Consider the following 24,011-nt stretch of genomic DNA (forward strand, 5'->3'; position numbering starts at 1 on the left):
CGCACCACGCTCGAAGGCGCGATGAAGGACGCGACGACCTACGCCAACGCGATCGCCGCGACCGAGAACACGATCTCGCTCGACAAGATCAAGGCCAGCGGCAAGAGCACGATCTACACGCTGACGCCGGACGAGACCAACGAGTGGAAGAAGGCGCTGATGCCGGTCCACAAGGAGATGGAAGCGCGCGTCGGCAAGCCGACGATCGACGCTGTCTACAAGGCGGCCGGGTTCGTCGCGCCCAAGTAGGCGCCCGCGCCGGATTCTTGCTGCTGCCCACCGACCGGAGACCGCCGTGTTCAATCGCATCCTCGACCACCTGGAGGAATGGCTCATCACCTTCCTGATCGGTGCCGCCACGTTCGTGATCTTCCTGGCCGTGGTGCACCGCTTCGCGTCCGGCGTCCCGTACCTGCAGGACTATGCCGTCCGGATCAACGTCAGCTGGGCGCAGGAGCTGTGCATCTACATGTTCGTGTGGATGGCCAAGTTCGGCGCGGCCTACGGCGTGCGCGCCGGCACCCACGTCGGCGTCGACGTGCTGGTGCGCGCGCTGCCCAAGTCGAAGGCGCGCTACCTGATCATGTTCGGTCTGCTCGCCGGTGCGCTGTTCACCGGCATCGTCGGCACCCTGGGTGCGCGCTTCGTCTGGGAGAACGGCTTCCATCACGCCCTGATGCACACACTGCTGGGCATGGACGTGGGCGACGTGCCCGAGGGTCCGACCTCGCCCGACCTCGAGATCCAGACCTGGATCGTGTACTCGTGCGTGCCGCTGGGCTCGTACCTGATGTGCTTCCGCTTCCTGCAAGTGGCCTGGGGCTTTGCCAGGACCGGTGAGGTACCGCATCACGACCATGGCCACGTGGAAGGCGTCGACGAACTCGACGAGACCGAACTGATCGCCCACGGCCCGACCGCTGCGGCCGCGCAAGGAGAAAAACGATGAACACCGCGATCATCTTCATCCTGCTGCTGGCGCTGATGCTCACCGGCATGCCGATCTCGATCTCGCTCGGCCTGACGGTGCTGACCTTCCTGTTCACGATGACCGAGGTGCCGATCGAGTCGGTGGCGCTGAAGCTGTTCACCGGCATCGACAAGTTCGAGATCATGGCGATCCCGTTCTTCATCCTGGCCGGCAACTTCCTGACGCACGGCGGTGTCGCGCGGCGGATGATCAACTTCTGCACCGCGATGATCGGCCACTGGTACGGCGGCATGGGGCTGGCCGGCGTGATGGCCTGCGCGCTGTTCGCGGCGATCTCCGGCTCGTCGGTCGCGACCGTCGTCGCGGTCGGCTCGATCATGTTGCCGGCGATGGTCAAGGCCGGCTACCCGAAGCGGTTCGGCGCCGGGGTGATCACCACTTCGGGGGCTCTGGGGATTCTGTTCCCCCCGTCGATCAACCTCGTGATCTATTCGATTGCGACCGCCGGCATGAACGTCACGGGCCCGCACGGCGAGCAGGTCGGCTCGGCGTCGGTCGGCGCCCTGTTCCTCGCCGGCATCCTGCCGGGGCTGTGCCTGTCGTTCCTGCTCGGCCTGACGACGTGGTGGCGCGCCAAGAAGTTCGACTACCCGCGCATGCAGAGGGCAACCTGGCTGGAGCGCTGGCGCGCGTTTCGCGAGAGCCTGTGGGGTCTGCTGCTGATCGTGGTCGTGATCGGCGGCATCTACAGCGGCGTGTTCACGCCGACCGAAGCCGCGGCGGTCGCCGCCGTCTACGCGTTCTTCATCTCGGTCTTCGTCTACAAGGACCTGAAGCTCAGCGATGTGCCCCGGTCGCTGCGCAGCGCCGCGGCGATGAGCTCGATGCTGCTGTACATCATCACCAACGCGGTGCTGTTCAGCTTCCTGATGACCTCCGAGCAGATCCCGCAGGCGATGGCCGCATGGATGACGAGCCAGGGCTTCGGCCTCGTCGCCTTCCTGCTGTTGGTCAATGTGATCCTGCTCGCCGCCGGTAATTTCATGGACCCGGCCGCGATCGTGCTGATCATGGCGCCCATCTTGTTCCCGGTGGCCATCAAGCTCGGCGTCGATCCGATCCACTTCGGCATCCTGATGGCGGTCAACATGGAGGTCGGCCTGTGCCATCCGCCGGTGGGGCTGAACCTGTACGTGGCCTCGGGCATCACGAAGATGGGCATCACCGAGCTCACGGTCGCGGTCGGCCCGTGGCTGCTGACGATGGTCGCCTTCCTCGTCGTCGTCACGTTCTGGCCGCCGCTGTCGCTGTGGCTGCCGCACCTGCTGTTCAGGTAGGCGGCGCGCGAACGCGATCGAAGAGGGGCTCGGGGCGCAACGCCGAGGGCTCGGGGCGGGGTCAGCCGAGGCCTTCGAGCGTCGCGAGCACGCCGCGCTGCCGCAGTGACGCGAGCTGCTGCGCGACCGCGCTGACGAAACCCGGCTCCTGCCCCAGCGTGCCGAATACCGGTGCGAAGGCCGTGAAGCGCGCGACGCCGTCGGGCACCGACCCGCAGGCGTCGGCCCGTGCGAGCTGCGCGGCGAGCGCGTCGGCCAGCGGGTCGTGGATCGCGTAGCGCGTGCCGGACTCTTCGACGCCGCGCAGGTAGTGCATCCAGCCGGCGACCGCGAGCGCGAGCAGCTCGATCGATGCGTTCGCCGCGAGCCGGTCGCGCACGGTGCCGAGCAGCCGCTGCGGCAGCTTCTGCGAGCCGTCCATCGCGATCTGCTGCGTCTGGTGCTGCAGCGCCGGGTTCGCGAAGCGCTGCAACAGGCGCGCGCGGTAGCCGTCGAGGTCGAGACCGGGCAACGCGGGCAGCGTCGGCGCGACCTCGTCGCGCATCAGCCGATCGATGAAGCGCCGCAGCGCCGGCACCGCGAGCGCGCCGTCGACGCTGCGCCAGCCGGCGACCGCGCCCAGGCAGGCCAGCGCGGTGTGGCTGCCGTTGACCATGCGCAGCTTCAGCCGCTCGAAGGGCTCGGCGTGCGCGACGAAGCGCGCGCCGCCGTGCTCCCACGCGGGCCGGCCGTTCGCGAAGCGGTCTTCGACGACCCACTCGAGAAACGGCTCGCCGACCACCGGCCACGCATCGAGCAGCCCGAGGCGCGACGAGACCGCGGCGCGGTCGGCGTCGGTCGTGCGCGGCACGATGCGGTCGACCATCGCGTTCGGGAACGTGCAGTGCGCGGCGATCCAGTCGTGCAGGCCGGCATCGATCCGTGCGGCGAACGCGAGCACCAGGCCGCGCAGCGTGTCGCCGTTGGCCGGCAGGTTGTCGCACGACAGCAGCGTGACCGGCGCGGCGCCGCGCTGACACCGGCGCTGCATCGCATGAACGATGAAGCCGAGCGCGGTGCGCGGCGCGTCGGCGTGTGCGAGGTCGGCGTCGACGAGGTTCAGGGTGCCGCCGGCGGGGTCGCGGTGGTAGCCCTTCTCGGTGACCGTCAGGCTGACGATGCGGGTGTCGTCGTGCGCGAGGCGCGCCAGCACCGCGGCCGGGTCGTCGGGTGCGACCAGCACGTCGAGCAGGTTGCCGATGACCTGCAGCGATTCGCGTGGCCGTCCGTCGGCACCCGCATCGCGCAACGCGAGCGTGTACAGGCCGGCCTGCGGCGCGAGAGCCGCGCGCGTGTCGGGCTGGCGCAGCGAGACGCCGACGGTCCCCCAGCGCAGATCGCCGCTGGCGTGCAGCGCCGCCTCGTTGACGGCCGCAAGGTGCGCGCGCTGGAACGCGCCGACACCCAGGTGCACGATGCCGGCGCGCAGCGCACTGCGCTCGTAGCGCGGGCGCGCGACATCGTCGGCGAGCGCCGCGAGGCGGTCGGGGTGCAGGCGCTGCATCCGGCTCACCAGTTCCAGAGCGTGCCGTCGTGCTGCAGCCGGTTCACCGGCAGGTAGGCGCGCTGGTACGGGTACTTCGCGGCCAGCGCTTCGTCGATCTCGACGCCGTGGCCGGGCACGTCGCCCGGGTACAGCATGCCGTCGGCGAAGGTGTAGGCGTGCGGGAACACCGCGTCGGTCTCGTCGGTGTGGCGCATGTACTCCTGGATGCCGAAGTTTGGCACCCACAGATCGAAATGCAGCGCCGCGCCCATGCACACCGGCGACAGATCGGTCGCGCCGTGGCAGCCGGTGCGCACCTGGTACAGCGCGGCCAGATCGGCGATGCGGCGCAGGTGCGTGATGCCGCCGGCGTGCACGACGGTCGCGCGGATGTAGTCGATCAGCTGGTTCTCGATCAGCGCCTTGCAGTCCCAGATCGTGTTGAAGACCTCGCCGACGGCGAGCGGCGTCGTCGTCGTGTGCTGGCGGATCAGCCTGAACGCGTTCTGGTCCTCGGCCGGCGTCGCGTCTTCCATCCAGAACAGGTCGAACGGTTCTAGCGACTTGCCCAGGCGCCCGGCCTCGATCGGCGTCAGGCGGTGGTGCACGTCGTGCAGCAGGTGCACGTCGGGGCCGACGGCGTCGCGAACCGCCTCGAACAGCTTCGGCGTGTGGTTCAGGTACTTGGCGGTCGACCAGTCGTGCTCGCTCGGCAGGTCGGCGTCGGCCGGCTCGTAGAACATCGAGCCGCGGCCGACGCCGTAGACCTTCTCGAGCCCCGGCACGCCGCTTTGCGCGCGGATTGCCTTGTAGCCGGCATCGCGGTAGCGCAGCACCTCGTCGACGGTGTGCGCGATGTCGCTGCCGTTCGCGTGGCCGTAGACCATCACGCCGCTGCGGCTCTTGCCGCCGAGCAGCTGATAGAGCGGCAGGTTCGCGGCCTTCGCCTTGATGTCCCACAGTGCCGTGTCGACGGCCGCGATCGCGCTCATCGTGACCGGCCCGCGGCGCCAGTAGGCACCCTTGTAGAGGTACTGCCAGATGTCTTCGATCTGGTGCGCGTCGCGCCCGATCAGGCACGGGATCACGTGCTCGGTCAGGTAGGCCGCGACCGCGAGCTCGCGGCCGTTCAGGGTCGCGTCGCCGATCCCGGTCAGGCCTTCGTCGGTCTCGATCTTCAAGGTCGCGAAGTTGCGGCCGGGGCTGCAGACGATGACTTTGGCGTGGGTGATTTTCATGCGGGTTCCGTGCGGGTTCGTCAGCGCCAGGCTTGGGCAAATTCGCCGATCACGCGCTCGATGTGGGCGCGCATCGCGGCGCGTGCGGCCTCGGCATTGCGTTCGAGCAGTGCGCTGAAGATGCGCTGGTGGTCGTCCTGCGACGCGCGGCGCAGCTCGGGCGTGTGGAAGTGGCTTTCCATCTGCGACCAGATCGGCGCCTTCGTGTGGTCCCACAGCGCGGTCACCATCTGCAGCAGCACGCTGTTGCCGGTCGACTCGGCGATGCGCAGGTGAAAGCGCCGGTCGGCGGCCTCGTTCGCGGCCTTGTCGTGCATCTGCTCGCGCATCGCGACGAGCGCCGCGAAGATGCGATCGAGGTCGGTGTCCTTGCGGTTCTCGGCCGCGACCGAGGCGATCTCGGATTCGATCAGGCAGCGCGCCCGCAGCAGCTCGAACGGGCCGGGCCCGCTCGGCGGCATGAAAGTGGTCGACCGCATCGAGGCGGCCGGCGCCGCGCAGACGTAGATGCCGGAGCCACCGCGCACCTCGACCGCCCCCTGAAGCTCGAGCACGATGATGGCCTCGCGAACCTGCGTGCGACTGACATCGAATTGCTCAGCCAGAGAACGCTCAGATGGAAGGCGTGCGCCAACTTCGAACTCACCTTCGCGGATCAGCACGGTGATTCGGGCGGCGAGTCTCTGGTACGAGCGATCGCCGAAGGACTCGGCGGCTGCGGATGCAGGGGCGGGTGGGAGGCTGGCGATCGAAGACATGGCGGCACGGTGTGGCCTGCCAGTCTAAAAGTGGTACACCAATTCTCGCAGCTGGTTTACCACTAGATCGGACCGCTGCCGGCCTCAGTGCATCTTGTCGTGCGGCGGTTTGCGGAAGGACTTCGGCGTGTAGACGTTGCCGTCCCAGGCGCCATGGTCGCGCGCCCGCTTGATCGCTTCGTCGGCGAGCTTGCGTGCGCGCTGCGCATCGCGGCGCGCATCGCGCCAATGCCAGACCGCCAGCCCGGCGCGACGCAACCGCCGCAGCGTGCGCTGCACGAACGCGTCGAACCGGTAGCGCCGCGGCGCACTGACGACCAGCCGCAGCAGCATCACGATGCAGAACGCGAAGACGATCGCGGCGAACACACGTTCGATCATGGCGGCTCGATTCGGCGAGAAAAGGGGGCGGCTCGTGGGTGGAGAACGGCGACGGGGCGATGCATTATCGAACGCCTGCAGCGTAGCGCGGCGCGCAGATTTTTCCACTACGCTCGCCACATCGCCACGTCCACCGAGGGGCCGATGATGATGCGCGAACCGGGCCCGATGCGCCTTCGCGCGGCGCTCGCGATCGGCCTGCTGTTGCCGCTGGCCGCGTCGCCCGCCCGTGCGCAGGGCGGCCTCGATGCACGGGCGCTGCGCGAGTTCGGCGGCAGCTACGCGGCCGATTGCGCGAACCCTGCCGCACCGCGCTTGCGCGTCGACGCCGAGGCGCTGCGGGTCGAGCAGAACGGCCAGCGCATCACCGGCCGCAAGCCGCTCGGCGACTACGGCTTCTTTGGCCGCAACGCGCCGCCGAAGAACTTCCGCGTCGCGCTGATCGGCGAGGTGCGCGGCGGCCCGCAGCTGATCTTCATGGCCTATGCGGATACGACCGGCCCGTACATCCTGCTCGACGGCGATGCGCCGGTCACCGCGGCGCTCGGCAAGGCGCTGATGGCGCGCAAGTACCGGCGCTGCGAGCCGGCCGACGCCACCGACAAGGCCGCCGCGCCGACGCAGGCGCCGCCGCCCGACGCCGCGACGTCCACAGCCGCCGCGGTGCCGGACATCGCGACGCTGCGCGCCGATCCGGCCTTCGAGCGTCTCTACCTGCGCGCGATCGGTGCGCAGGCCAGCGAGCGCTGGCTCGCGCGTCTGGAGGGCCCGGCGCCGCCGACGCGCGAGCAGGCGTTCGGCGGCACGCGCTACGTCGTGATCGCGGTCTGCAAGCCGCACGACTGCTACGACCACAGCGCGGTCTTCCTGTACTCGGCCCCACAACAGCGCGTGCTCGGCGTGATCGCGCAAAAGCGCGTGAAGACGCTGGTCGGCGCGCCCGGCCCCGGGCTCGCGCCGCGCCTCGAGCGACTCTGGCGCGCCGAGTGGCGGCAGAAGTAGCGGCGCGACACGCGCCGCGCCCGCGCCGTCAGCGCCCGCGTCGCGCGCGCCAGCGGTCGAGCCGTGCGACGCCGCGCCCCGGCGCGAGGTAAGCGGGCGCGACGCTGTCGAGCGGCGCCGGCTCGATGCCGAGTTGCGCGAGGCCCGGCAGCCGGCCGCTCGCGACGTTAGGCACGCGCATCGACGCGAGGTTGTCGCGCGACATCAGCGGCGTGCCCGGCAGCATCTCCAGCGCCAGGGCCTGCAGCGTGCCGAGTGCATCGGGCAGCGCGAGCACCGGCCGCGGGTGGCCGGCGTAGCGGCCGGCCGCCTGCACCAGCGCCTTCAGCGTGAAGACCTGCGGGCCGGCCAGCTCGTAGGTCTGGCCGATCGTCGCATCGTCGTCGAGGCAGCGCACGAGGGCGGCCGCCACATCCTGCACCCACACCGGCTGGAAGCGCGAACTGGCACCCGCGAGCGGCATCAGCGGCAACCACTTCTGCAGCCGGGCGAACAGGTTCAGGAAGCGGTCGTGTGCGCCGAACATCACCGAAGGCCGCAGGATCGTCAGATCGAGACCCGCGCCCTGCAGCACCGCTTCGCCCGCGGCCTTGGTGCGCAGGTAGCGGCTCGGTGCGTCCGGGGCGACGCCGAGCGCGCTGACATGCACGACACGCCGCACGCCGGCCGCTGCGCAGGCCCGCGCGAGCGTGCGCGGCAGTTCGACATGCGTGCGCTCGAAGGCCGCGGCACTGCCATGCAGGATCGCGACCAGGTTGACGACCGCGTCGCGCCCGCGCAGCAGCGCGGTCAGCTGGGCCTCGTCGTGGACGTCGGCGTCGACGACGCGCAAGGTCGGCAGCAGCCGCAGGTGCTTCGCGCGCGCCGGCGCGCGGCTCGGCACGACGAGCTGCGCGCTGCCGCCGCCCGAGCGCTCGACCAGCAGGCCGCACAAGCTGCGGCCGACGAAGCCGGTGCCGCCGAGGATCACGAGGTTGCTGTCGTCGTTCATCGCGTTGCCGTCCGCTCCGATGCAGGGTCCGGAATCCAAGCAGAATCATGCATCACGCCGCAGGTCGAATGACGGCATGCCTGCCGGGCACGCTGCTGATCGACGGCGGTTCACACGCCGTCACTGGCCCCGTTCCGATGTGTTGGACAATCGAGGGTTCCTCCACTCGAAATCTCCCATGACCGGACAAGATCACCCGAACCTGCCGCAAGGCTATGTGCAACTGACCGAAGGCCGCATCCGCACGACCGACCTCGTCTTCGGCAAGACCTCCAGCGCCTGGAGCGAACCGCATGCCTTCGTGGTCGGCAGTGCGGTCGGCGAAGACGGCACCCGTGTCGCGCGCCGCATGCCCGCCGAATCGAAGAGTGCCCGCGTTCGCTCCTGATCGCCGCGGCGCCCCGCGCACCCGAACGCGGGGTTGACCTGCGGCCCCGCGTTCACGACGATGCGATGCATGCCGAACTCTCGGACGTGTCGCATGAACACCACCCCCTCGCCCCGCCCTCAGCCCATCCCCGCGCCGCGCGCCGCAGCCGTCGATGACGAGCAGGTCCGCAACTGGCTTCGGCTGCGACGCGAGCTCACCGAGCTGCACGCGCGGCTCGAGTACCTGAAGCTGATGGTGACCCTGGGCGTCTCGCAGTAGGGCTCAGCGGCGCGGCGCCGCCGGTTCGAGAAACTGGTGGTCGCTCGCGATGCGGCCCTCGGCGTCGAGCATCAGAAAGTCGAAGCCGAGCGACGAGACCTCGCCGGCGGCCGTGACCATCTCCCAGTGAAACTTGACGCCGCCGTGGTGGCTGTCGGCATCGCCGCAGCCGCGAAATCGGTGGCCGGTGTCGCGCACCCACTTCTGCCACGCCGTCGTCACGCGCTGTTCGAGCGCGGCGTGCCCGTGCACCGCCGTCGACGGCGTGAAGTGCGCACCATCGGCCGGCCAGAGCCTTTCGATCTGCGCGCGCCGCGCCTGCGCATCGGGTTCGTTCCAGACCGCGATGTAGCGTTCGACCAGTTCGTGGATCGTGTTGTTCATGCGAGCTCCTTGCTTGCCTGTTCGGTGGGGGCCGGCGATGTGCGGCGCATCTCCATCACCCAGTTCGTTTCCCATGCGCCGCCATCGAGCGCGAAGGCCTGCTCCCAGCGCGCCGCATCGGCGCCGAGGCGGGTCCAGATGAAGCGCACGCGCACCGCGCGGCCGGCGTCGGTGTCGTCGCCGAAGAATTCGCCGCGCTCGCCGCCGTCGGCGTCGAAGCCGCCGCGCACCGGCGGGCACAGCTGCCCGCTCGCGCTGTTGATCCAGTAGATCGCCCACTGCTGCGCCTCGCGATCGAGCGAGCGCAGCGTCATGCCCGAGAAGCCTCGGGTCGGGAAGTGCGTCTCGTCGACGCTGACGGCGCCGTCGAGCATCACGCTGGCGTGCAGCGTCGCGGGGAACTCGTCCCAGTCGTCGCAACCGGCCAGGCGCTGGCGCAGGCGGCGGTTCGTCAGTCGCCAGTCGCCGCACAGGAAGTTGAAGTCGTGCGGGCGGCCGACGAATCGGGGCTGTGAACTGCTCATGAAGATCTCCTTTCGGGTCAGAAACGTGAACGCTCTGTCGGCGCGAGCCGCAGCAGCTGGATGTTCGGCGCGACGAGCCGGTTGCCGGCGTCGGCTGCCGCGCCGGCGAGCCGGTCCGACGCGTGCGCCAGCGCGTCGGTAGCGCGGCTGCAGCCGGCGCTGGCGCCGAAGCGTGCGAGCCAGACGACGACCGACTCGCCGTCGCGCACCGGCAGGCGCGCGAAGGTGTTGGCGGCGGCCTCGGTCGCGTAGCGTGCGACGACCTCGCCGGGAGCCTGCACGAAGGTCGGCGCCAGCACCGCGTCGAGTGCGGCGATCAGCGCCGCACTCGCCGGCGCGGCCAGCGCGACGATGGCGGCGAGCACCGCGCCGTCGCGCGGCGTGCCGGCGTCGCGCTGCCAACGGTCGATCGGCATCGCGGCCTCGCGCGTGGCGGGCCGCAGCAGCAGCACGTTGTCGGAGTCCTGCATCGTCGCATTCGCCGCGTCGCGATGCGCGCGCCAGGCGGGGCCGTCGTAGAACGCCGCGAGCGCGCGGGCACGCGTCGGCATGTCGGCGAACGCGCGCAGCCAGACGAAGCGGTCGGGATCGTCGAGGTCGCGGAACTGGCCGAGCAGCGTGATGCCGACGGCCTCCTGCGTCTCGACGAACTCGCGCTCGAAGAGCGCGATCAGCGCGTCGCGGCGGCCCGGGTGCAGCGTGTACTGACGCAGTTCGACGATTCCGTTCGGGGGTACGGTGAGCAATGGCATGACGCGGCGCGAAGTGACGATGCGCTGATGCTGCGCCGCGATACATGCCAACCCACGTCATGTATTTCTGCGAGACTGCTGCGATGCACGCGAGCCGCCTGTTGTCGATCCTGATGCTGCTGCAGGCGCGCGGCCGCCTGAGCGCGTCGGCACTGGCGCGCGAGCTCGAGGTCTCGGTGCGCACGATCCACCGCGACATCGACGAACTCAGCGCCGCCGGCGTGCCGGTCTGGGCCGATCGCGGGCGCAGCGGGGGCTTCCAGTTGCAGGAAGGCTGGCGCACGCGGCTGACCGGGCTGACCGCGCCCGAATCGCGCGCGCTGTTTCTCTCGGGCCTGGCCGGCCCGGCCGCCGAGCTCGGCCTGGGCGAAGCGGTCGCGTCGGCGCGGCTGAAGGTGCTCGCGACGCTGCCGCCCGAATGGCAGGCCGACGCGCAACACTTGAGCGCGCGCTTCCACCTCGACGCGGTCGACTGGTTCCGCGCTGCGGCGCGCACCGAGCACCTCGGCGCAGTGGCCGACGCGGTGTGGCACGAGCGCCGTCTGCAGATTCACTACGAGAGCTGGAACGGCGTGCGCGAACGCGAGGTCGAGCCGCTCGGGCTCGTGCTGAAGGCGGGCGTCTGGTACATGGCGGCGCGCGCCGGCAAGGGCGCCGAGCCGCGCACCTACCGACTGACCGGCATCCACGCGCTGCGCGCGTTGGCGCAGCGCTTCACGCCGCCGCGCGACTTCGACCTGGCGGCGTACTGGCAGGAATCGACGCGTCGCTTCGAGACCGGCATCTACCGCGCGACCGCGGTGCTGCGCGTCTCGCCGCGCGGCGCGCGCCTGCTGCGGCAGATCAGCAGTGCGGTCGCCGACGCGGTCGACAAGACGCTCGCGAAAGACCGCGGCGGCTGGGTCCGCGTGACGGTGCCGATCGAGTCGGTCGAGCACGCCGCCGACCAGCTGATCAATCTCGGCGCCGATGTCGAGGCGCTGGAGCCGGCCACGCTGCGCGCGCGCATGCGGCTGACGGCGCAACGGCTGACGCGGCTGTATGCCGGCGGTCGCAAGCCGGCGCCAGCGCGGACCGCGGCACCGCGCCGGCGCAGGGCCGCATCGGCGGCTATCGCACCTTGATGACGACCTTGCCCTTCGCGCGCCCTGTCTCGACATAGGACAGGGCTTCGTTCGTCGATTCAAACGGAAAGACCCGATCCACGACGGCGCGTATGGCGCCGGCATCGATGAGCGAGGTGATCTCCCGCAGCGGGTGTCCGCTGGCATGCATGAAGAGGAACGAGTACCTCACGTCACGACGGGTCGCCCTCCTTCTGATGCCGGAGCTCAGCAGGCGGACGATGAGCTTCACGAACCACGGGGCGCCGATTCGGTTCACGAATCGCGGATCAGGTGGGCCGGAAATGGAGACCAGCGTCCCGCCGGGTTTCAGCACGCGCAGGGATTTCTCCAGCGCCGCCGCATCCTGGCTGTGCAGGACCACGTCGTAGTTCTGCAGCACCTTCTCGAAGTCGTCCTGTCTGTAGTCGATGACGATGTCGGCTCCGAGGCGCTTCACCAGGTCGATGTTGGCGCTGCTCGTGGTGGTGGCGACCGTGGCTCCCAGGTGTTTCGCCAACTGAATCGCAAACGTTCCGACACCGCCGGACCCGGCCTGAATGAAGACCTTCTGCCCACGCTTCAGATTCGCCGTTTCGATCAGCGCTTGCCACGCCGTCAGGCCCACCAGCGGGATCGAGGCGGCTTCTTCCATGGTCAGCGCCGCGGGCTTGATGGCCAGGGACGCTTCCTTGACCGCGATGTACTCGGCGAAGCTGCCGATGCGGAAATCGTCAGGCCTGGCATAGACCTCGTCCCCCGGCTTGAACAGCCGCACGCGCGGTCCGACCTTCGCGACGACGCCGGCCACGTCGTGGCCCAGCACGAGGGGCAGGCGATAGGGCAGGATGAGCTTGAACTCCCCGTCGCGGATCTTCGCGTCCAGCAGGTTCACGCCGGCGGCATGGACCTGGATCAAGACCTCGTCATCGCGCAATTCCGGTTCTGGCATCTCTGCCGGCCGCAACGCGCGCTTCTTGCCGTATCGATCGAGAACAAATGCTTTCATGGTTCTTCCCTGTGTCTGGCGCACGCTGGTCGCCGCCGTTCTTGAACTCGGGTCTTCGGTCGAAGGCCGGGCCATCTACGCTTCGAGCCGCAGATCCCTGCGAACGCCCGCATCGAGCAAGGAGGCGGGCGCAAATCTGCGCAGCAGGCGCATGCGCCTGGCCAGGCCAGGGGCGTAGTGGATCTTCGGACGGGCCGCCATGGCCGCTCGCACGACGACGTCCGCCACGACCTCGGGCCCGTCCGCGTCGACGAGAACTTCCTTGACCCGCTTCTCCACGCCCCCGCGAATGTCGCGATACAGATCGAGGGGAGCGTCGGGTTTCATCAAATTCGCATCGAAGGGCGTATTGATGTAGGCGGGCTCGACGACCGAGACCCGGATGCCCATCGTGCGCAGCTCATGATCGAGCGATTCCGAGTAGCCGGCGACCGCGTGCTTGGTCGCGGAATACAGCGCCATGTAGGGCATCGGCAGGAAACCCAGAACCGAGCCGATGTTGATGATGCGACCGCCTCCCTGACGGCGCATGTGCGGCACGACGGCCCGCGTCATCCGGACGATCCCGAAGAAGTTCGTATCGAAGATCGACTGGGCCTGCTCGATCGAGCTCTCTTCCGCACCGGCTGGCGCGACGCCGAAGCCAGCGTTGTTGACGAGCAGGTCGATACGGCCTTCGCGCTGCATCACTGTGCGAACAGCAGCTTCGACCGATTCGTCCTGGGTCACATCGAGGGGCAGCATCTCGAACCATCGCCGCCCGATGTCGCCGGCGCGTCGGCTGGTGCCATACACCGCGTAGCCAGCCTTCGCCAGCTGCTCCGCAGTCGCCTGGCCGATGCCTGAGGACGCGCCCGTGACGACGGCAACCTTGCTTTTCATGTTCATGACGTTTCTCCGTCAGGGTTTGGAATTCGGGCACTCAAATCGTTGTCGCATGATGTACATCATATGTAGCGACGAGCCAGCGGCTCGCATCCGTCAACGGGGTTCAGGTTCCGGCAGGCAGGAGTCGCTTCAACGCGGCTTCGCGCAACCTGTCCGAGAAGGCGGGCTCGTCGACCGCGCGAGCGAGCACCAGGGCCCCCATGGCGATGGTCGCGAGTGCTTGTTCGTGGGCGCCGGGCTGCCCCCAGTCAGGCGACTGGCGAGCGACAAGGCGACGCCGGTGCCGTCGTAGCCGCTGCGACGAGTCGCGCGCGCGGCAGAGGACACGATGCGTTCGTGCGAGCGCTCTTTGGCGGCGGCCCTGGCGCTGGTTCTTCCGTGTCGCATGATGAGCATCATACATCATTGCGCGGGCCGCGTGCGGTGGTTTTCTGGACCCGACCCTCGTCGGACCTGTCGACGCCGGATGTTCCGGTGCGCTGCCTTGCCAGCGCGCCGATGCTGGCCATTCGTTGAATTTCCGTCACCACAGGTTCACATTCGCATCGATGTTCCACCCATCAACCCACCGCACGAAAGGAGATGGACCATGGAGTTGAGTTCGACCGTGTTCACGCCCGGCGGCGCCATCCCGCCGCGCTACACCTGCGAGGGCGACGATGTCGCGCCGCCGCTCGCCTGGAGCGAGCTTCCGGACCGCACCCAGAGCCTCGCGCTGATCGTCGACGACCCGGACGCACCCGACCCGGCGGCGCCGACCCGGACCTGGGTGCACTGGGTGCTGGTCGACATCCCGCCCGACGCGGGTGCGCTGCCGGAAGGCGGCCGGCCGTTGCCCGGCGCTTGCCGCGCCGGCTTGAACGACTGGCACCGGGCCGGCTACGGCGGACCGTGTCCACCGGTGGGGCGGCACCGCTACTTCTTCAAGCTGTATGCGCTCGACACCCGGCTGTCGAATCTGTCCAGCCCGACCAAGGCGGATCTCGAGCGCGCGATGCAGGGGCACGTGCTGGCGCAGACGCAGCTGATCGGCACCTACCAAAAGCACTAGCGCCTGTTTGCGGGGCTGGCGTTGGCGGGCGACGCCTTTACGCCTTATGCTGTGGGCTTCGAGCGATTGCACACAGTCTGTAGACAAAACGTATGAAGTCCAAGATCGAGGCCCGGGCGCCAGCGCGCGCCGCGGCCAAGAAGCCGGGCCGACCCCGCAAGCCGATCGTCCGGACGTCGACTGCCCTCGAGGCGCTGTCCGCGGCAGACCCCGCCGAGTCCGCGTCCAATCTCACCGACCGCGCCTATGCCGTGGTGCGCAGGCTGATCCTGCAGCGCGAGCTCAGCGGCGGCGAGGTGCTCGTCGAGGGCCACCTGGCCGAGCGCCTGCAGATGTCGCGCACGCCGCTGCGCGAAGCCTTGCTGCGGCTCGAGGGCGAGGGGCTGCTGGTGCGCGCGAACGCGCGCTCGTACGCCGTGCGGCGCATCACCGCTTCACATTACTTTCAATGCCTGCAGGTGCGCGAGCGGCTCGAGTCGCAGGCCGTGTCGCTCGCGATGGGGCAGGTGCCGGCCGATGAAGTGACGGCCCTGCGCAAGGACATCCTCGCGCTCGACTCGAGCCAGCAGGGCTCGAGCCATTGGCAGGCGGACGACGAGGTCCACGCGATGTTCGCGCGGGCCTCCGGCAACACGATGCTGGCCGAGACCATCGCCCATCTGCGCGTGCTGTGCCGGCTGTTCGAAGTGGTCGACCCGTTCAAGCGCATCGAGGACGATCGCGCCGAGCACCTCGCCATCCTCGACGCCTACGTCGCGGGTCATGAGAAGGCAGCCGAGGAAGCGGTGGTGGCGCACCTGCGCAATATCGCCCGCTACACGCTCTCGCGCCTCAGCAACGGGCTGGTGGACGACTTCCCGCAGTAGGCCGGCACCTCCGCCGGCGCGCCGTGATGCGCCGCCGGCCGCTGCGATGAACCGGTCAGTGGCGCAGGATCTTGCCGACGAACTCGCGCGTGCGCGCCTCGCGCGGGTCGTCGAAGAGCTGCCGCGGGTCGCCGGCCTCGACCACGTGGCCGGCATCCATGAACACCACCTTGCTCGACACCTCGCGCACGAAGCCCATCTCGTGCGAGACGATGAACATCGTCATGCCGTCTGCGGCCAGCAGGCGCACGGTGTCGAGCACCTCGTTGACGAGCTCCGGGTCGAGTGCCGCGGTGACTTCGTCGAGCAGCACGATGCCCGGCTGCAGTGCGAGCGCGCGCGCGATGGCCACGCGCTGCTGCTGGCCCCCCGAGAGCTGGTCGGGATACGACCCGAGCTTCGCGCCCATCCCGACCTTCTCGAGCAGCTGGATCGCGTAGGCCTCGACCTGCTCGCGCGGCCGGCCCTTGACCTTGATCGGCGCGACCGTCACGTTGTCGAGCACGGTCATGTTCTGGAACAGGTTGTACTGCTGGAACACGATCGCCATCTGCGCGCGGATGCGCCGCAGCTGCGCGCGGTCGTTGTAGTCGAGCGCCTGCCCGTCGATGCGCACCTGCCCGGCGATCGGCGGCAGCAGGCCCATCAGCACGCGCAGCAGCGTGCTCTTGCCCGAACCCGAGGGGCCGATCAGGCTGACGATCTCGCCCTTGTCGACCGACAGGTTGATGCGCTCGAGCACCGTGTGCGCGCCGTAGTTGGCCTTCAGGTCAACGATTTCGAGCTGGGGCAAGTCGTCTCTCCAGATAGTTGCCGAAACGGGCGAGCGGATACGACAGCATGAAGTACAGCGCCAGCACCGTGCCGTAGACCAGCGTGGCCGAGAAGCCCTTGTTGTTCATCGTCTTGCCGGCAAAGGCCAGCTCGATCACGCCGATCTGCGAGGCCAGCGCGGTGTCCTTGATGAACAGCACGAAGAACCCGAACACCGGCGGCAGGATGATCTTCCAGGCCTGCGGCACGATCACCATCCGCAGCGTCTGCAGGTAGCTGAAGTTCAGCGTCGACGCCGCATCCCACTGGTTCTGGTGCACCGACTCGAGCCCGCTGCGCACGATCTCTGCGATGAAGGCGGTCGCGATCACGCAGACGCTGATCAGCGCCACGCTGAACATGCTCAGGTCGGCATTCAGGCCCTGGAAGATGAAGAACACCAGCATCAGCGTCACGAGGAACGGGATGCGCCGGAACAGCTCGATGAAGGCCATGGCCGCGATGCGCAGCGGCCCGGCGGCGGGCCGCGTCGTCATGCGAACGGCGGCGAGCACGAAGCCGAGGGTGAAGCCGACGATGCAGCCGATCGCCGAGAGGGCGAAGGTCGTGCCCAGCGCCTTCGCGAAGAAGATCAGGTTGTAGTGGCTGAAGAAGCGCGGCAGCTCATCGGCGATCTGCGCCCCCATCAGAACCACCTCATCCGGGCACGGAAGAAGCGCTTGCCGACGAACGCGAGCGAGACCGTGGCGACCAGCGTGATGGCGATGTAGAGCAGGGCGGCGACCGAGAACACCTCGATCGAGCGAAAGGTCTCGGCGTTGATGTTGTAGGCGCGGCCGGTCAGCTCCTCGACGCCGAAGACCGCCGCCATCGAGGTGCCGAGCGTCATCAGGATGTACTGGTTCGACAGCGGCGGGAACAGCACGCGCACGATGTGCGGCACGATCACGTAGCGGATCGCCTGCAGGCGCGAGAAGCCGAGCGTCTCGGCCGCCTCGAGCTCGGGCTGGCGCACCGACTCGAAGCCGGCGCGCTGGATCTCAGTGAGGTACGCGCCCGCGTTCAGCGTCATGCCGATCAGCACCGCCTGGAACGGCGTCAGCAGCACGCCGGCGTCGGGCAGCGCGAAGAAGATGAAGAAGATCTGCACCAGCTGCGGCGTGTTCGTGAAGAACACGACATAGGCGCCGACGATGCGGCGCGCCCAGCGCGGCCCGTAGGCGCGCACCGAGGCGCCGGCCAACCCGATCAGCATGCCGAGCGCGAACGCCAGGAAGGCGATCTGCAGGCTCAGCCACGCGCCGCCGACCAGGTCGGGCAGGCGTTCGAGAACCGGGGCGTAGTCGAAATGCATCGCGAAGTGCATGGGCGTCGGTCAAGGGTGCGCGGCGCGCCCGGGCATTCTGCGCGCCATGCACTCCGCCCCCGGCGGGCTGCCTTACTTGTAGGTCGGCGCCGTGCGCGGGTCGTGCAGCATCGGGCTGCCGAACCACTTCTTCCAGCGCTCGTCGACGTAGCCGTTGCGATGCAGCTCCTTGATCGCGGCGCTGAGCTTCTCGCGCAGCGCGTCGTTGCCCTTCTGCACGCCGATGCCGCAGAAGTACACGTCGATCGGCGCGTCGACGATGCGCCAGTCGACCTTGTGCTTCGCGGTGTGCTCGGTCATGAAGTCCATCACGTCGATCATCGCGTCGGCGCGGCCCTGGGCGATCGCGCGCACGGCGTCCGGGTAGTTGTCGAGCAGCAGCAGCTGCGCCTTCGGAAGCTTCTCCTGCACCAGCTTGACCGGCGTGGCGCCGCGCACCTCGACCAGCCTGACGGCCGGATCGTTGAGCTCCATCCAGTCCTTGTAGGGCTTGGACTTGGTGGTCAGGACGCCCAGCACCTCGGTGTGCAGCGGCACGGTGAAGTCGATGACCTTCTGGCGCTCGGCGGTGATGGTCATCGCGCCGAGCACCGCATCGATCTTGCCGCTGCTGACGAACGGAATGCGGTCCGGCGAGCCGACCTGCACGATCTCGACCTTGACGCCGAGCAGCTCTCCGAGCTTGCGCGCGATGTCGACGTCGAAGCCGTCGATCTCGTTCTTGTCGTTGAAGATGCCGAGCGGCGGAAGCGTCGGATTGACGCCGACGACCAGCTTCTTGCTCGCGATGACCTCGTCCAGCGTGTGCGCCGAAGCGGGTACCGAAAGGCACAGCAGCGTCGAGCCGACGGCCAGCGACCCCACCACCAGAAGAGTGCGCCGCGCGGCAAAGTGGGTCTGCTTCATCGAGGAACTCCTGAGCTTGAGAGGTCGAGGCGGGGACGCGAGGCAAATGCCGGATCGAGCCGTCCGCAAATCGTACAATAAAAATATATGGAACGTATACAATAAATTCATCGAGTTCGGCGAACCGCGTCACGACGGGGCCTGGCCCCTGATTCCGAGGCAGTCACGATGACGAAGCATTCCGCATCAGAAGCCCCTTCCCTGCGCACCGGGCATGCCGTGCGGCGGGCCCGGGCGGTCCGCTTCATGGTCGACGGCCGCGCGATCGACGGGTTCGAGGGCGAGAGCCTCGCGGCGGCGCTGTTCGCGGCCGGCATGCGCGAGCTCGGGCACAGTCCGCGCGACCACGCGCCGCGCGGGCTCTTCTGCATGATGGGGTCGTGCCAGGAGTGCCTCGTCTGGCTGGGCGCGCGCAAGGTCTGCTCGTGCCAGATCCCGGTCGCCGCGTCGCTCGAGATCGAGACGCTCTCCTACCGCGAGCAGCGCATTGTCTGAATTGCCGCCCGCCGCCGTCGACGTGCTGGTGGTCGGCGCGGGCCCGGCCGGTGCGCGCGCGGCGTTGCGCGCCAAGGCCTGCGGGCTCGACGTGCTGCTGGTCGACGAGAACCACGACGCCGGAGGCCAGGTCTGGCGGCCGATCCCGCCCGGCTTCGTGCGCATGCCAGGCCGCACGCCGTCGGCCGAGGCGCGCGACGGCGATGCGCTGCGCGCCGAGTTGCGCAGCGCGGGCGTGCGCAGCCTGTTCGGCCACAAGCTGTGGAATGTCGGCAGCAGCCTGCGCGCCGATCTGATCGGCCCTGAGGGATCGGTCAGCTGGCAGCCTCGTGCGCTGATCGTCGCCACCGGAACGACCGAGCGCGTCGTGCCGTTCCCGGGCTGGACGCTGCCCGGCGTGATCGGCCTGGCGGCGGCGACGATCCTTCTGAAGTCGCAGAACATGCGGCCGGGCCGCCGCACGCTCGTGGCCGGCGCCGGGCCGTTGCTGCTGGCGGTGGCCAGCGGAATTCTCGAGGCCGGCGGGGAGGTGGCCGCGGTGCTCGATCTGGCCGGTGCAGGCGAGTGGCTGCGCACGCTGCCATCGCTGATGGGCCGCCCTGATCTGCTTCGCAAGGGCCTGCGCTGGCGGGCCCAGTTGCGCGCTGCGGGCGTTCCGGTGCTGCATCGGCACGGCATCCGGTCGATCGAGGCCGTGGGCCCGGGTTTCACGATCCGCAGCGAGTGCGTCGGTGCCGACGGCCAGCCGCTGGCCGGTGGCCATGCGCCGGTGTTTGCGGCCGACGCGGTGACCGTCGGGCATGGTCTCGTGCCCGGCACCGATGTCACGCGGCTGCTGCGCGCGCGCCACCGCTACGCCGTCGAACAAGGTGGCTGGATCGCCGATGCCGACGCCGATGGCCGCACGTCGGTGGCGGGCCTCTACGTCGCCGGTGACGGCGCCGGCATCGCCGGAGCGGCTGCGGCAGGCGCACACGGCGAGCTCGTCGCGCTGGCCTGCGCGCGCGATCTCGGTCGCGGCCTCAATGCGGCTGCCGATGCGCGCGAACGGGATCGCCTGCGATCGCAATGGCGCAGTTGCGCGCGCTTCGGGCATGCGATGGCCGGCCTGATGGCGCTGCGCGACGGCGCGGTCGCCGGCATCGCGCCGGACACGGTCGTGTGCCGCTGCGAGGACGTCACGCGCGCCGAGATCGATGCCGCTGCGCGCGACGGTGCGCGCGATGTGAACCAGCTCAAGGCATGGACACGCTGCGGCATGGGTCCCTGCCAGGGCCGCAGCTGCGGCGACGTCGCCGCGGCGCTGCTGGCTCGGCATGTCGGCAGTCGCGAGGCGGTCGGCTGCTTCACCGGGCGCGCCCCGCTGCGCCCGGTGTCGCTGGCCGAGCTGGCCGGCGCGTACAGCTACGCCGACATCCCGATCCCGAAGGCGGCGCCGCTATGAAGGCGTCGCTTCGCTGCCCCGGCCGCAGGGTGCACCGATGACCTTCGACACGGTCGTCATCGGGGGCGGCGTGATGGGTTGCTCGACCGCGCTGCACCTGGCGCAGGGCGGCATGCGGGTCGCGATCGTCGATCGCGGGGCGCTGTGCCGCGAGGCGTCCGGCGTCAACGCCGGCACGCTGACGCTGCACATGACACGGGCCGCGCTCGTGCCGTACGCGATGCGCGGCTGGCAGATGTGGATGGACGCCGAGAAGTGGCTCGGCATCGGCGTGCTCGCCACGCAGGTGCCGGGGCTCACGCTGGCTTTCACCGAAGCGGAGTGCGAGCTCGTCGAACTGCGTGCCAAGGCGCGCCGGGAACAGGGCGCACCGATCGAGGTCATCTCGGCCGAGCGCGCGCGGAGAATCGAACCCGGCCTGCACCCCGGCCTGCTGAAGGCCGGCCATTGCGAGATCGATGGCTTCGCGAGCGCCTACCTGACCGGCCGGGCCTTCGGCCATGCGCTGAAGCGCGCCGGGGTCGAGCTGGTCGAGAACGCGCCGGTCGAGGCGATCGATTCGGGTGATGCAGGCCATGTCGTGAGGTTCGCCGCCGACGCACGCGCGGCGCTGCGCGCGAAGCGCATCGTGCTCGCCGGCGGCGTCTGGATCGAGCCGATGCTCGCGTGGCTCGGCGTCCGGGTCCCGATCAAGGTGCTGATCAATCAGCTCATCATCACCGAGCGTCTGCGGCCCGTGATGCGCACGGTGCTCAGCGTGGCCAACGGGCTGCTGTCGTTGAAGCAGTTCGCGAACGGCACGGTGCTGATCGGCGGCGGCTGGCAGGGCGACGGCGACCGCGAGCGCGGCGGCGTCGAGGCCCGGCCGCAGAACCTCGTCGGCAACCTGCGGCTCGCCGCGCATGCGGTGCCGGCGCTGGCCGAGGCCCGGATCGTCCGCATCTGGCTGGGCCTCGAAGCCGAGACGGCCGACGCGCTGCCGATCATCGGCGACGTCCCGGGTGTCCCTCATGCCCACGTGATCGGCAGCGCCCACTCGGGCTACACCAGCGGCCCGTTCATGGGCCGGATCATGGCCCAGCACATCCTCGGGCAGGCCCCCGAACTGCCCCTGTTCGAACCCGCCCGCCTCGTGGCCAAGCCGACGACCGCGGCGCCTGAAACCTCTTCATGATTCCTCAACGACCCGACCCCTTCCACGGCATCTATGCCGCCACGTTGTGCCCGCTGCGCGACGACGGCAGCCTCGACGAGACGACGCTGGCGCGCCACCTCGAGGACAGCGCCTGCGTCGACGGCATGGCCGGCCTGCTGATCAACGGCCATGCCGGCGAGAACGCGCTGTTGTCGCGCGAAGAGAAGCACCGGATCACCGAGATCGCGGTCGAGGTCTGCGGCGCGCGCTCCATCGTCGTCTGCGGCGTCAACGCCGAGGGCAGCATGGAGGCGCAGCGGCATGTCGACGACGCGAAAGCGGCCGGCGCCGATGCGGTGCTGATGTTCCCGCCGTACTCGTGGGCGCTGATGCAGGACGCGCGCATGGCGGTGACGCATCACACCGTGGCCAACGCCAACGCGCGGATGCCGCTGATGCTGTACCAGGCCGGCGTCGGCACCGGCCGCATGGCCTACCCACCCGAGGTGCTGGCCGAGCTCGCGCAACTGCCGCACGTCGTCGGCATCAAGGAGGGCAGCTGGGAGACGGCGGCCTACGAAGCCAACCGCCGGCTCGTGAAGCGCGTGGCGCCGCACGTCGCGATGATGGCCTCCGGCGACGAACACCTGCTGACCTGCTTCGCGATCGGCAGCGACGGCAGTCTGGTGAGTCTCGCCGCCGTGATGCCCGACATCGTCATCGCGCTCGACCGCGCGATCCGGCGCAAGGATCTCGATGAGGCGCGCCGGATCAACGAGCGCATCTACCCGCTCGCGAAAGCCATCTACGGCACGGCGCCGGGCGGCTACGCGACGGCCAGGCTGAAGAGCTGCCTGAAGCTGCTGGGCCGGTTCCCGAGCGATGCGATGCGGGCGCCGATGGGCCCGTTGCCCGCGGCCGAAATCAACGCCCTCGAGCGCGCGCTGGCCGAGGCCGGCGTGACCGGCTGAATCGATGCGCAGCAGGAGCCACCGACCATGACCCGCAAGATCATCCGCAACGGCCGCATCGTCACGGCCGTCGACGACTACCGCGCCGACCTGCTGATCGACGACGGCCAGATCGTCGCGATCGGGCGCGCGCTCGAGGTCGGCGCCGATGTCGAGAGCATCGACGCGGCCGGTCTGCTCGTGCTGCCCGGCGGTGTCGATGCCCACACGCACATGGACAACACCTTCGGCGACTCGACCACCTGCGACAGTTTCGAATCGGGCACGCGCTCGGCGGCCTTCGGTGGCACGACGACGATCGTCGACTTCGCATTCCAGCGCAAGGACGTGAGCGTGCTCGAGGCGATCGAGCGCGCGCGCGCGAAGGGCGTCGAGGGCGCCTGCATCGACTACGGCTTCCACGTCATCGTGACCGGCGTCGATGCGCAGGCGCTGGCCGACATGCAGCATGCGATCCGGCACGAAGGCGTGTCGAGCTTCAAGATGTTCATGGCCTACCCGGGCTCGGTGATGGTCGACGACGCGGCGATCTTCCAGGCGATGCGCATGGTCGGCCAGCACGGCGGCATGATCGCGCTGCACGCCGAGAACGGCACGATCATCGAGCTGCTGATCAAGGAAGCGCTGGCGCAGGGCCACACGGCGCCGAAGTACCACGCGCTGACGCGGCCCTCGATCATGGAAGGCGAGGCCACGCACCGCGGCATCAAGCTCGCCGAACTCGCCGACGCGCCGGTGTACTTCGTCCACCTGTCGGCGAAGGAGGCGCTCCAGCATGTGATCGAGGCGCGCGACCTCGGCGTGCCGGTGTTCGCCGAGACCTGCCCGCACTACCTCTTCTTCGACGACAGCGTCTACGACAGCGACGATTTCGACCTCGCGCGCTACGTGATGAGCCCGCCGCTGCGCTCGAAGGAGTCGCAGCGCGCGCTGTGGACCGCGCTGCGCACCGACGACCTGCAGCTCGTGTCGACCGACCATTGCCCGTTCTGCATGAAGGAAGGCCACCTCGGCCGCGTCCACCAGAAGCCGCACGGGCAGGACGACTTCTCGAAGATTCCGAACGGCGTGCCGGGCGTCGAGACGCGCATGCCGACGCTGTACGACGGCGGCGTGCGCGCCGGGCGCATCTCGCTCAATCGCTTCGTCGAGCTGACCTCGACGGCGCCGGCCAAGCTCTTCGGTCTGTTTCCGCGCAAGGGCACGCTCGCGGTCGGCAGCGATGCCGACATCGTGCTGTTCGACCCCGACGCGCAGCATGTCATCTCGGCCGAAACGCAGCACGGCCATTGCGACTTCACGCTCTTCGAAGGCAGGCACGTCACCGGCCAGGTGCGCCAGGTGTTGCTGCGCGGCGAACTCATCGTCGATGGCGCGCGATGGCTCGGCAAAGCCGGCCACGGGCGCTACGTGCCGCGCGGCGAATCCGGCGGCTGGTAGCGGCCGCCTCGGCGGGCGATGAATTAGTGTTGACTAATGCGTTAGTCGCGGCTAATATTAAGCCATGCCCCGAGCCGTTCCACTCGATACC

At 69.3% G+C, this 24,011-nt stretch carries 27 protein-coding genes and 2 pseudogenes; 14 read left to right on the forward strand and 15 right to left on the reverse strand.

The window, feature by feature from the left end; genetic code table 11:
* The 3 genes and pseudogenes from AC1DTW_RS26170 to AC1DTW_RS26180 form a co-directional block, all read left to right on the forward strand.
* Positions 1 to 249, forward strand: a pseudogene (locus tag AC1DTW_RS26170) (C4-dicarboxylate ABC transporter); the annotation flags it as partial.
* Positions 250 to 295: 46 nt separating this feature from the next.
* On the forward strand, positions 296 to 949 hold the full coding sequence (locus AC1DTW_RS26175; protein ID WP_477984605.1) for a TRAP transporter small permease: 654 nt from the start codon (positions 296 to 298) through the stop codon (positions 947 to 949).
* The gene (locus AC1DTW_RS26180; protein ID WP_477984607.1) at positions 946 to 2,268 is read left to right on the forward strand and encodes a TRAP transporter large permease; all 1,323 of its coding nucleotides are present in this window, start codon (positions 946 to 948) and stop codon (positions 2,266 to 2,268) included. The genes AC1DTW_RS26175 and AC1DTW_RS26180 overlap by 4 nt, the downstream gene beginning before the upstream one ends.
* 61 nt (positions 2,269 to 2,329) lie before the next feature.
* Here the strand turns inward: AC1DTW_RS26180 and AC1DTW_RS26185 are convergent, their stop codons facing one another.
* From AC1DTW_RS26185 to AC1DTW_RS26200, 4 genes are all read right to left on the reverse strand, one after another.
* Positions 2,330 to 3,811, reverse strand: coding sequence for a mannitol dehydrogenase family protein (locus AC1DTW_RS26185; protein ID WP_477984609.1), 1,482 nt, complete (start codon positions 3,809 to 3,811; stop codon positions 2,330 to 2,332).
* 5 nt (positions 3,812 to 3,816) lie between these two features.
* Positions 3,817 to 5,031, reverse strand: coding sequence for a D-mannonate dehydratase ManD (gene manD / locus AC1DTW_RS26190; RefSeq protein WP_477984611.1), 1,215 nt, complete (start codon positions 5,029 to 5,031; stop codon positions 3,817 to 3,819).
* A 20-nt stretch (positions 5,032 to 5,051) separates the two neighbouring features.
* On the reverse strand, positions 5,052 to 5,789 hold the full coding sequence (locus AC1DTW_RS26195; protein WP_477984613.1) for a FadR/GntR family transcriptional regulator: 738 nt from the start codon (positions 5,787 to 5,789) through the stop codon (positions 5,052 to 5,054).
* Between the two features lie 84 nt (positions 5,790 to 5,873).
* Positions 5,874 to 6,170: a hypothetical protein gene (locus tag AC1DTW_RS26200; protein WP_477984615.1), complete on the reverse strand. Its 297-nt coding sequence runs from the start codon at positions 6,168 to 6,170 to the stop codon at positions 5,874 to 5,876.
* A gap of 144 nt (positions 6,171 to 6,314) precedes the next feature.
* On the opposite strand from AC1DTW_RS26200, the gene AC1DTW_RS26205 reads away from it, so the two are divergent.
* Positions 6,315 to 7,172, forward strand: coding sequence for an Ivy family c-type lysozyme inhibitor (locus tag AC1DTW_RS26205; RefSeq protein WP_477984617.1), 858 nt, complete (start codon positions 6,315 to 6,317; stop codon positions 7,170 to 7,172).
* Between the two features lie 28 nt (positions 7,173 to 7,200).
* Here AC1DTW_RS26205 and AC1DTW_RS26210 read toward each other — a convergent pair whose 3' ends face one another.
* Positions 7,201 to 8,163, reverse strand: coding sequence for a complex I NDUFA9 subunit family protein (locus AC1DTW_RS26210; RefSeq protein WP_477984619.1), 963 nt, complete (start codon positions 8,161 to 8,163; stop codon positions 7,201 to 7,203).
* Positions 8,164 to 8,341: 178 nt separating this feature from the next.
* Between AC1DTW_RS26210 and AC1DTW_RS26215 the strand changes: the two genes are divergently transcribed.
* Complete coding sequence (locus AC1DTW_RS26215; protein WP_477984621.1) at positions 8,342 to 8,551, forward strand: hypothetical protein; 210 nt, start codon at positions 8,342 to 8,344, stop codon at positions 8,549 to 8,551.
* 93 nt (positions 8,552 to 8,644) lie between these two features.
* On the forward strand, positions 8,645 to 8,812 hold the full coding sequence (locus tag AC1DTW_RS26220) for a hypothetical protein (RefSeq protein WP_477984623.1): 168 nt from the start codon (positions 8,645 to 8,647) through the stop codon (positions 8,810 to 8,812).
* A gap of 3 nt (positions 8,813 to 8,815) precedes the next feature.
* Here the strand turns inward: AC1DTW_RS26220 and AC1DTW_RS26225 are convergent, their stop codons facing one another.
* Genes AC1DTW_RS26225 through AC1DTW_RS26235 form a run of 3 tightly spaced genes read right to left on the reverse strand, consistent with a single transcriptional unit; the run spans position 8,816 to position 10,472 of the window.
* Positions 8,816 to 9,196: a hypothetical protein gene (locus AC1DTW_RS26225; protein WP_477984625.1), complete on the reverse strand. Its 381-nt coding sequence runs from the start codon at positions 9,194 to 9,196 to the stop codon at positions 8,816 to 8,818.
* Positions 9,193 to 9,720, reverse strand: a complete 528-nt coding sequence (locus AC1DTW_RS26230) for a hypothetical protein (RefSeq protein ID WP_477984627.1) — start codon at positions 9,718 to 9,720, stop codon at positions 9,193 to 9,195. The genes AC1DTW_RS26225 and AC1DTW_RS26230 overlap by 4 nt, the downstream gene beginning before the upstream one ends.
* 17 nt (positions 9,721 to 9,737) lie before the next feature.
* Complete coding sequence (locus AC1DTW_RS26235) at positions 9,738 to 10,472, reverse strand: NIPSNAP family protein (RefSeq protein ID WP_477984628.1); 735 nt, start codon at positions 10,470 to 10,472, stop codon at positions 9,738 to 9,740.
* Positions 10,473 to 10,555: 83 nt separating this feature from the next.
* On the opposite strand from AC1DTW_RS26235, the gene AC1DTW_RS26240 reads away from it, so the two are divergent.
* Positions 10,556 to 11,596, forward strand: a complete 1,041-nt coding sequence (locus AC1DTW_RS26240; protein ID WP_477984630.1) for a helix-turn-helix transcriptional regulator — start codon at positions 10,556 to 10,558, stop codon at positions 11,594 to 11,596.
* On the opposite strand, the gene AC1DTW_RS26245 is transcribed toward AC1DTW_RS26240, so the two are convergent.
* From AC1DTW_RS26245 to AC1DTW_RS26255, 3 genes and pseudogenes are all read right to left on the reverse strand, one after another.
* Positions 11,583 to 12,584 carry an NADP-dependent oxidoreductase gene (locus tag AC1DTW_RS26245; RefSeq protein ID WP_477984632.1) on the reverse strand — a complete coding sequence of 334 codons (1,002 nt, stop codon included), beginning with the start codon at positions 12,582 to 12,584 and terminating at the stop codon, positions 11,583 to 11,585. The genes AC1DTW_RS26240 and AC1DTW_RS26245 overlap by 14 nt on opposite strands.
* Positions 12,585 to 12,659: 75 nt before the next feature.
* Positions 12,660 to 13,472, reverse strand: a complete 813-nt coding sequence (locus AC1DTW_RS26250; protein WP_477984634.1) for an oxidoreductase — start codon at positions 13,470 to 13,472, stop codon at positions 12,660 to 12,662.
* Between the two features lie 103 nt (positions 13,473 to 13,575).
* A pseudogene (locus AC1DTW_RS26255) lies at positions 13,576 to 13,871 on the reverse strand (hypothetical protein).
* A gap of 190 nt (positions 13,872 to 14,061) precedes the next feature.
* Between AC1DTW_RS26255 and AC1DTW_RS26260 the strand changes: the two are divergent.
* Together AC1DTW_RS26260 and AC1DTW_RS26265 are read left to right on the forward strand one after the other, a co-directional pair.
* Positions 14,062 to 14,523, forward strand: coding sequence for a YbhB/YbcL family Raf kinase inhibitor-like protein (locus AC1DTW_RS26260; protein ID WP_477984636.1), 462 nt, complete (start codon positions 14,062 to 14,064; stop codon positions 14,521 to 14,523).
* Positions 14,524 to 14,615: 92 nt separating this feature from the next.
* Positions 14,616 to 15,389 carry a GntR family transcriptional regulator gene (locus AC1DTW_RS26265; protein ID WP_477984638.1) on the forward strand — a complete coding sequence of 258 codons (774 nt, stop codon included), beginning with the start codon at positions 14,616 to 14,618 and terminating at the stop codon, positions 15,387 to 15,389.
* 55 nt (positions 15,390 to 15,444) lie between these two features.
* Here AC1DTW_RS26265 and AC1DTW_RS26270 read toward each other — a convergent pair whose 3' ends face one another.
* The 4 genes from AC1DTW_RS26270 to AC1DTW_RS26285 all read right to left on the reverse strand — a co-directional run bounded on the left by AC1DTW_RS26270 (position 15,445) and on the right by AC1DTW_RS26285 (position 18,435).
* The gene (locus tag AC1DTW_RS26270; protein WP_477984640.1) at positions 15,445 to 16,182 is read right to left on the reverse strand and encodes an amino acid ABC transporter ATP-binding protein; all 738 of its coding nucleotides are present in this window, start codon (positions 16,180 to 16,182) and stop codon (positions 15,445 to 15,447) included.
* Positions 16,160 to 16,849 carry an amino acid ABC transporter permease gene (locus tag AC1DTW_RS26275; RefSeq protein ID WP_477984642.1) on the reverse strand — a complete coding sequence of 230 codons (690 nt, stop codon included), beginning with the start codon at positions 16,847 to 16,849 and terminating at the stop codon, positions 16,160 to 16,162. The genes AC1DTW_RS26270 and AC1DTW_RS26275 overlap by 23 nt, the downstream gene beginning before the upstream one ends.
* Positions 16,849 to 17,529 carry an amino acid ABC transporter permease gene (locus tag AC1DTW_RS26280; protein WP_477984644.1) on the reverse strand — a complete coding sequence of 227 codons (681 nt, stop codon included), beginning with the start codon at positions 17,527 to 17,529 and terminating at the stop codon, positions 16,849 to 16,851. The genes AC1DTW_RS26275 and AC1DTW_RS26280 overlap by 1 nt, the downstream gene beginning before the upstream one ends.
* A gap of 72 nt (positions 17,530 to 17,601) precedes the next feature.
* A complete protein-coding gene (locus AC1DTW_RS26285) occupies positions 17,602 to 18,435 on the reverse strand; it encodes a transporter substrate-binding domain-containing protein (protein WP_477984646.1) in 834 nt (277 codons plus the stop codon).
* Between the two features lie 168 nt (positions 18,436 to 18,603).
* On the opposite strand from AC1DTW_RS26285, the gene AC1DTW_RS26290 reads away from it, so the two are divergent.
* The 5 genes from AC1DTW_RS26290 to hydA are packed head-to-tail and all read left to right on the forward strand — an operon-like array spanning position 18,604 to position 23,920.
* A complete protein-coding gene (locus tag AC1DTW_RS26290) occupies positions 18,604 to 18,930 on the forward strand; it encodes a (2Fe-2S)-binding protein (RefSeq protein WP_477984648.1) in 327 nt (108 codons plus the stop codon).
* On the forward strand, positions 18,923 to 20,374 hold the full coding sequence (locus AC1DTW_RS26295; RefSeq protein WP_477984650.1) for an FAD-dependent oxidoreductase: 1,452 nt from the start codon (positions 18,923 to 18,925) through the stop codon (positions 20,372 to 20,374). The genes AC1DTW_RS26290 and AC1DTW_RS26295 overlap by 8 nt, the downstream gene beginning before the upstream one ends.
* Before the next feature lie 37 nt (positions 20,375 to 20,411).
* On the forward strand, positions 20,412 to 21,548 hold the full coding sequence (locus AC1DTW_RS26300; protein WP_477984652.1) for an NAD(P)/FAD-dependent oxidoreductase: 1,137 nt from the start codon (positions 20,412 to 20,414) through the stop codon (positions 21,546 to 21,548).
* On the forward strand, positions 21,545 to 22,480 hold the full coding sequence (locus tag AC1DTW_RS26305; RefSeq protein WP_477984654.1) for a dihydrodipicolinate synthase family protein: 936 nt from the start codon (positions 21,545 to 21,547) through the stop codon (positions 22,478 to 22,480). Before AC1DTW_RS26300 ends, AC1DTW_RS26305 begins: the two co-directional genes overlap by 4 nt.
* Positions 22,481 to 22,507: 27 nt before the next feature.
* Positions 22,508 to 23,920 (forward strand): dihydropyrimidinase, encoded by a 1,413-nt coding sequence (hydA, locus tag AC1DTW_RS26310; protein WP_477984656.1) that lies wholly within the window; start codon positions 22,508 to 22,510, stop codon positions 23,918 to 23,920.
* Positions 23,921 to 24,011 lie beyond the last annotated feature (91 nt).

The sequence above is a fragment of the Rhizobacter sp. P5_A1 genome (assembly GCF_056400745.1).

Bases quoted from the DNA above. Each gene is read 5' to 3' on its own strand.
- AC1DTW_RS26180 (WP_477984607.1), top strand. From the start codon at position 946: ATGAACACCGCGATCATCTTCATCCTGCTGCTGGCGCTGATGCTCACC.
- AC1DTW_RS26185 (WP_477984609.1), bottom strand. From the start codon at position 3,811: ATGCAGCGCCTGCACCCCGACCGCCTCGCGGCGCTCGCCGACGATGTC.
- manD (WP_477984611.1), bottom strand. From the start codon at position 5,031: ATGAAAATCACCCACGCCAAAGTCATCGTCTGCAGCCCCGGCCGCAAC.
- AC1DTW_RS26195 (WP_477984613.1), bottom strand. From the start codon at position 5,789: ATGTCTTCGATCGCCAGCCTCCCACCCGCCCCTGCATCCGCAGCCGCC.
- AC1DTW_RS26200 (WP_477984615.1), bottom strand. From the start codon at position 6,170: ATGATCGAACGTGTGTTCGCCGCGATCGTCTTCGCGTTCTGCATCGTG.
- AC1DTW_RS26205 (WP_477984617.1), top strand. From the start codon at position 6,315: ATGATGATGCGCGAACCGGGCCCGATGCGCCTTCGCGCGGCGCTCGCG.
- AC1DTW_RS26210 (WP_477984619.1), bottom strand. From the start codon at position 8,163: ATGAACGACGACAGCAACCTCGTGATCCTCGGCGGCACCGGCTTCGTC.
- AC1DTW_RS26215 (WP_477984621.1), top strand. From the start codon at position 8,342: ATGACCGGACAAGATCACCCGAACCTGCCGCAAGGCTATGTGCAACTG.
- AC1DTW_RS26220 (WP_477984623.1), top strand. From the start codon at position 8,645: ATGAACACCACCCCCTCGCCCCGCCCTCAGCCCATCCCCGCGCCGCGC.
- AC1DTW_RS26225 (WP_477984625.1), bottom strand. From the start codon at position 9,196: ATGAACAACACGATCCACGAACTGGTCGAACGCTACATCGCGGTCTGG.
- AC1DTW_RS26230 (WP_477984627.1), bottom strand. From the start codon at position 9,720: ATGAGCAGTTCACAGCCCCGATTCGTCGGCCGCCCGCACGACTTCAAC.
- AC1DTW_RS26235 (WP_477984628.1), bottom strand. From the start codon at position 10,472: ATGCCATTGCTCACCGTACCCCCGAACGGAATCGTCGAACTGCGTCAG.
- AC1DTW_RS26240 (WP_477984630.1), top strand. From the start codon at position 10,556: ATGCACGCGAGCCGCCTGTTGTCGATCCTGATGCTGCTGCAGGCGCGC.
- AC1DTW_RS26245 (WP_477984632.1), bottom strand. From the start codon at position 12,584: ATGAAAGCATTTGTTCTCGATCGATACGGCAAGAAGCGCGCGTTGCGG.
- AC1DTW_RS26250 (WP_477984634.1), bottom strand. From the start codon at position 13,472: ATGAACATGAAAAGCAAGGTTGCCGTCGTCACGGGCGCGTCCTCAGGC.
- AC1DTW_RS26260 (WP_477984636.1), top strand. From the start codon at position 14,062: ATGGAGTTGAGTTCGACCGTGTTCACGCCCGGCGGCGCCATCCCGCCG.
- AC1DTW_RS26265 (WP_477984638.1), top strand. From the start codon at position 14,616: ATGAAGTCCAAGATCGAGGCCCGGGCGCCAGCGCGCGCCGCGGCCAAG.
- AC1DTW_RS26275 (WP_477984642.1), bottom strand. From the start codon at position 16,849: ATGGGGGCGCAGATCGCCGATGAGCTGCCGCGCTTCTTCAGCCACTAC.
- AC1DTW_RS26280 (WP_477984644.1), bottom strand. From the start codon at position 17,529: ATGCACTTCGCGATGCATTTCGACTACGCCCCGGTTCTCGAACGCCTG.
- AC1DTW_RS26285 (WP_477984646.1), bottom strand. From the start codon at position 18,435: ATGAAGCAGACCCACTTTGCCGCGCGGCGCACTCTTCTGGTGGTGGGG.
- AC1DTW_RS26290 (WP_477984648.1), top strand. From the start codon at position 18,604: ATGACGAAGCATTCCGCATCAGAAGCCCCTTCCCTGCGCACCGGGCAT.
- AC1DTW_RS26300 (WP_477984652.1), top strand. From the start codon at position 20,412: ATGACCTTCGACACGGTCGTCATCGGGGGCGGCGTGATGGGTTGCTCG.
- AC1DTW_RS26305 (WP_477984654.1), top strand. From the start codon at position 21,545: ATGATTCCTCAACGACCCGACCCCTTCCACGGCATCTATGCCGCCACG.
- hydA (WP_477984656.1), top strand. From the start codon at position 22,508: ATGACCCGCAAGATCATCCGCAACGGCCGCATCGTCACGGCCGTCGAC.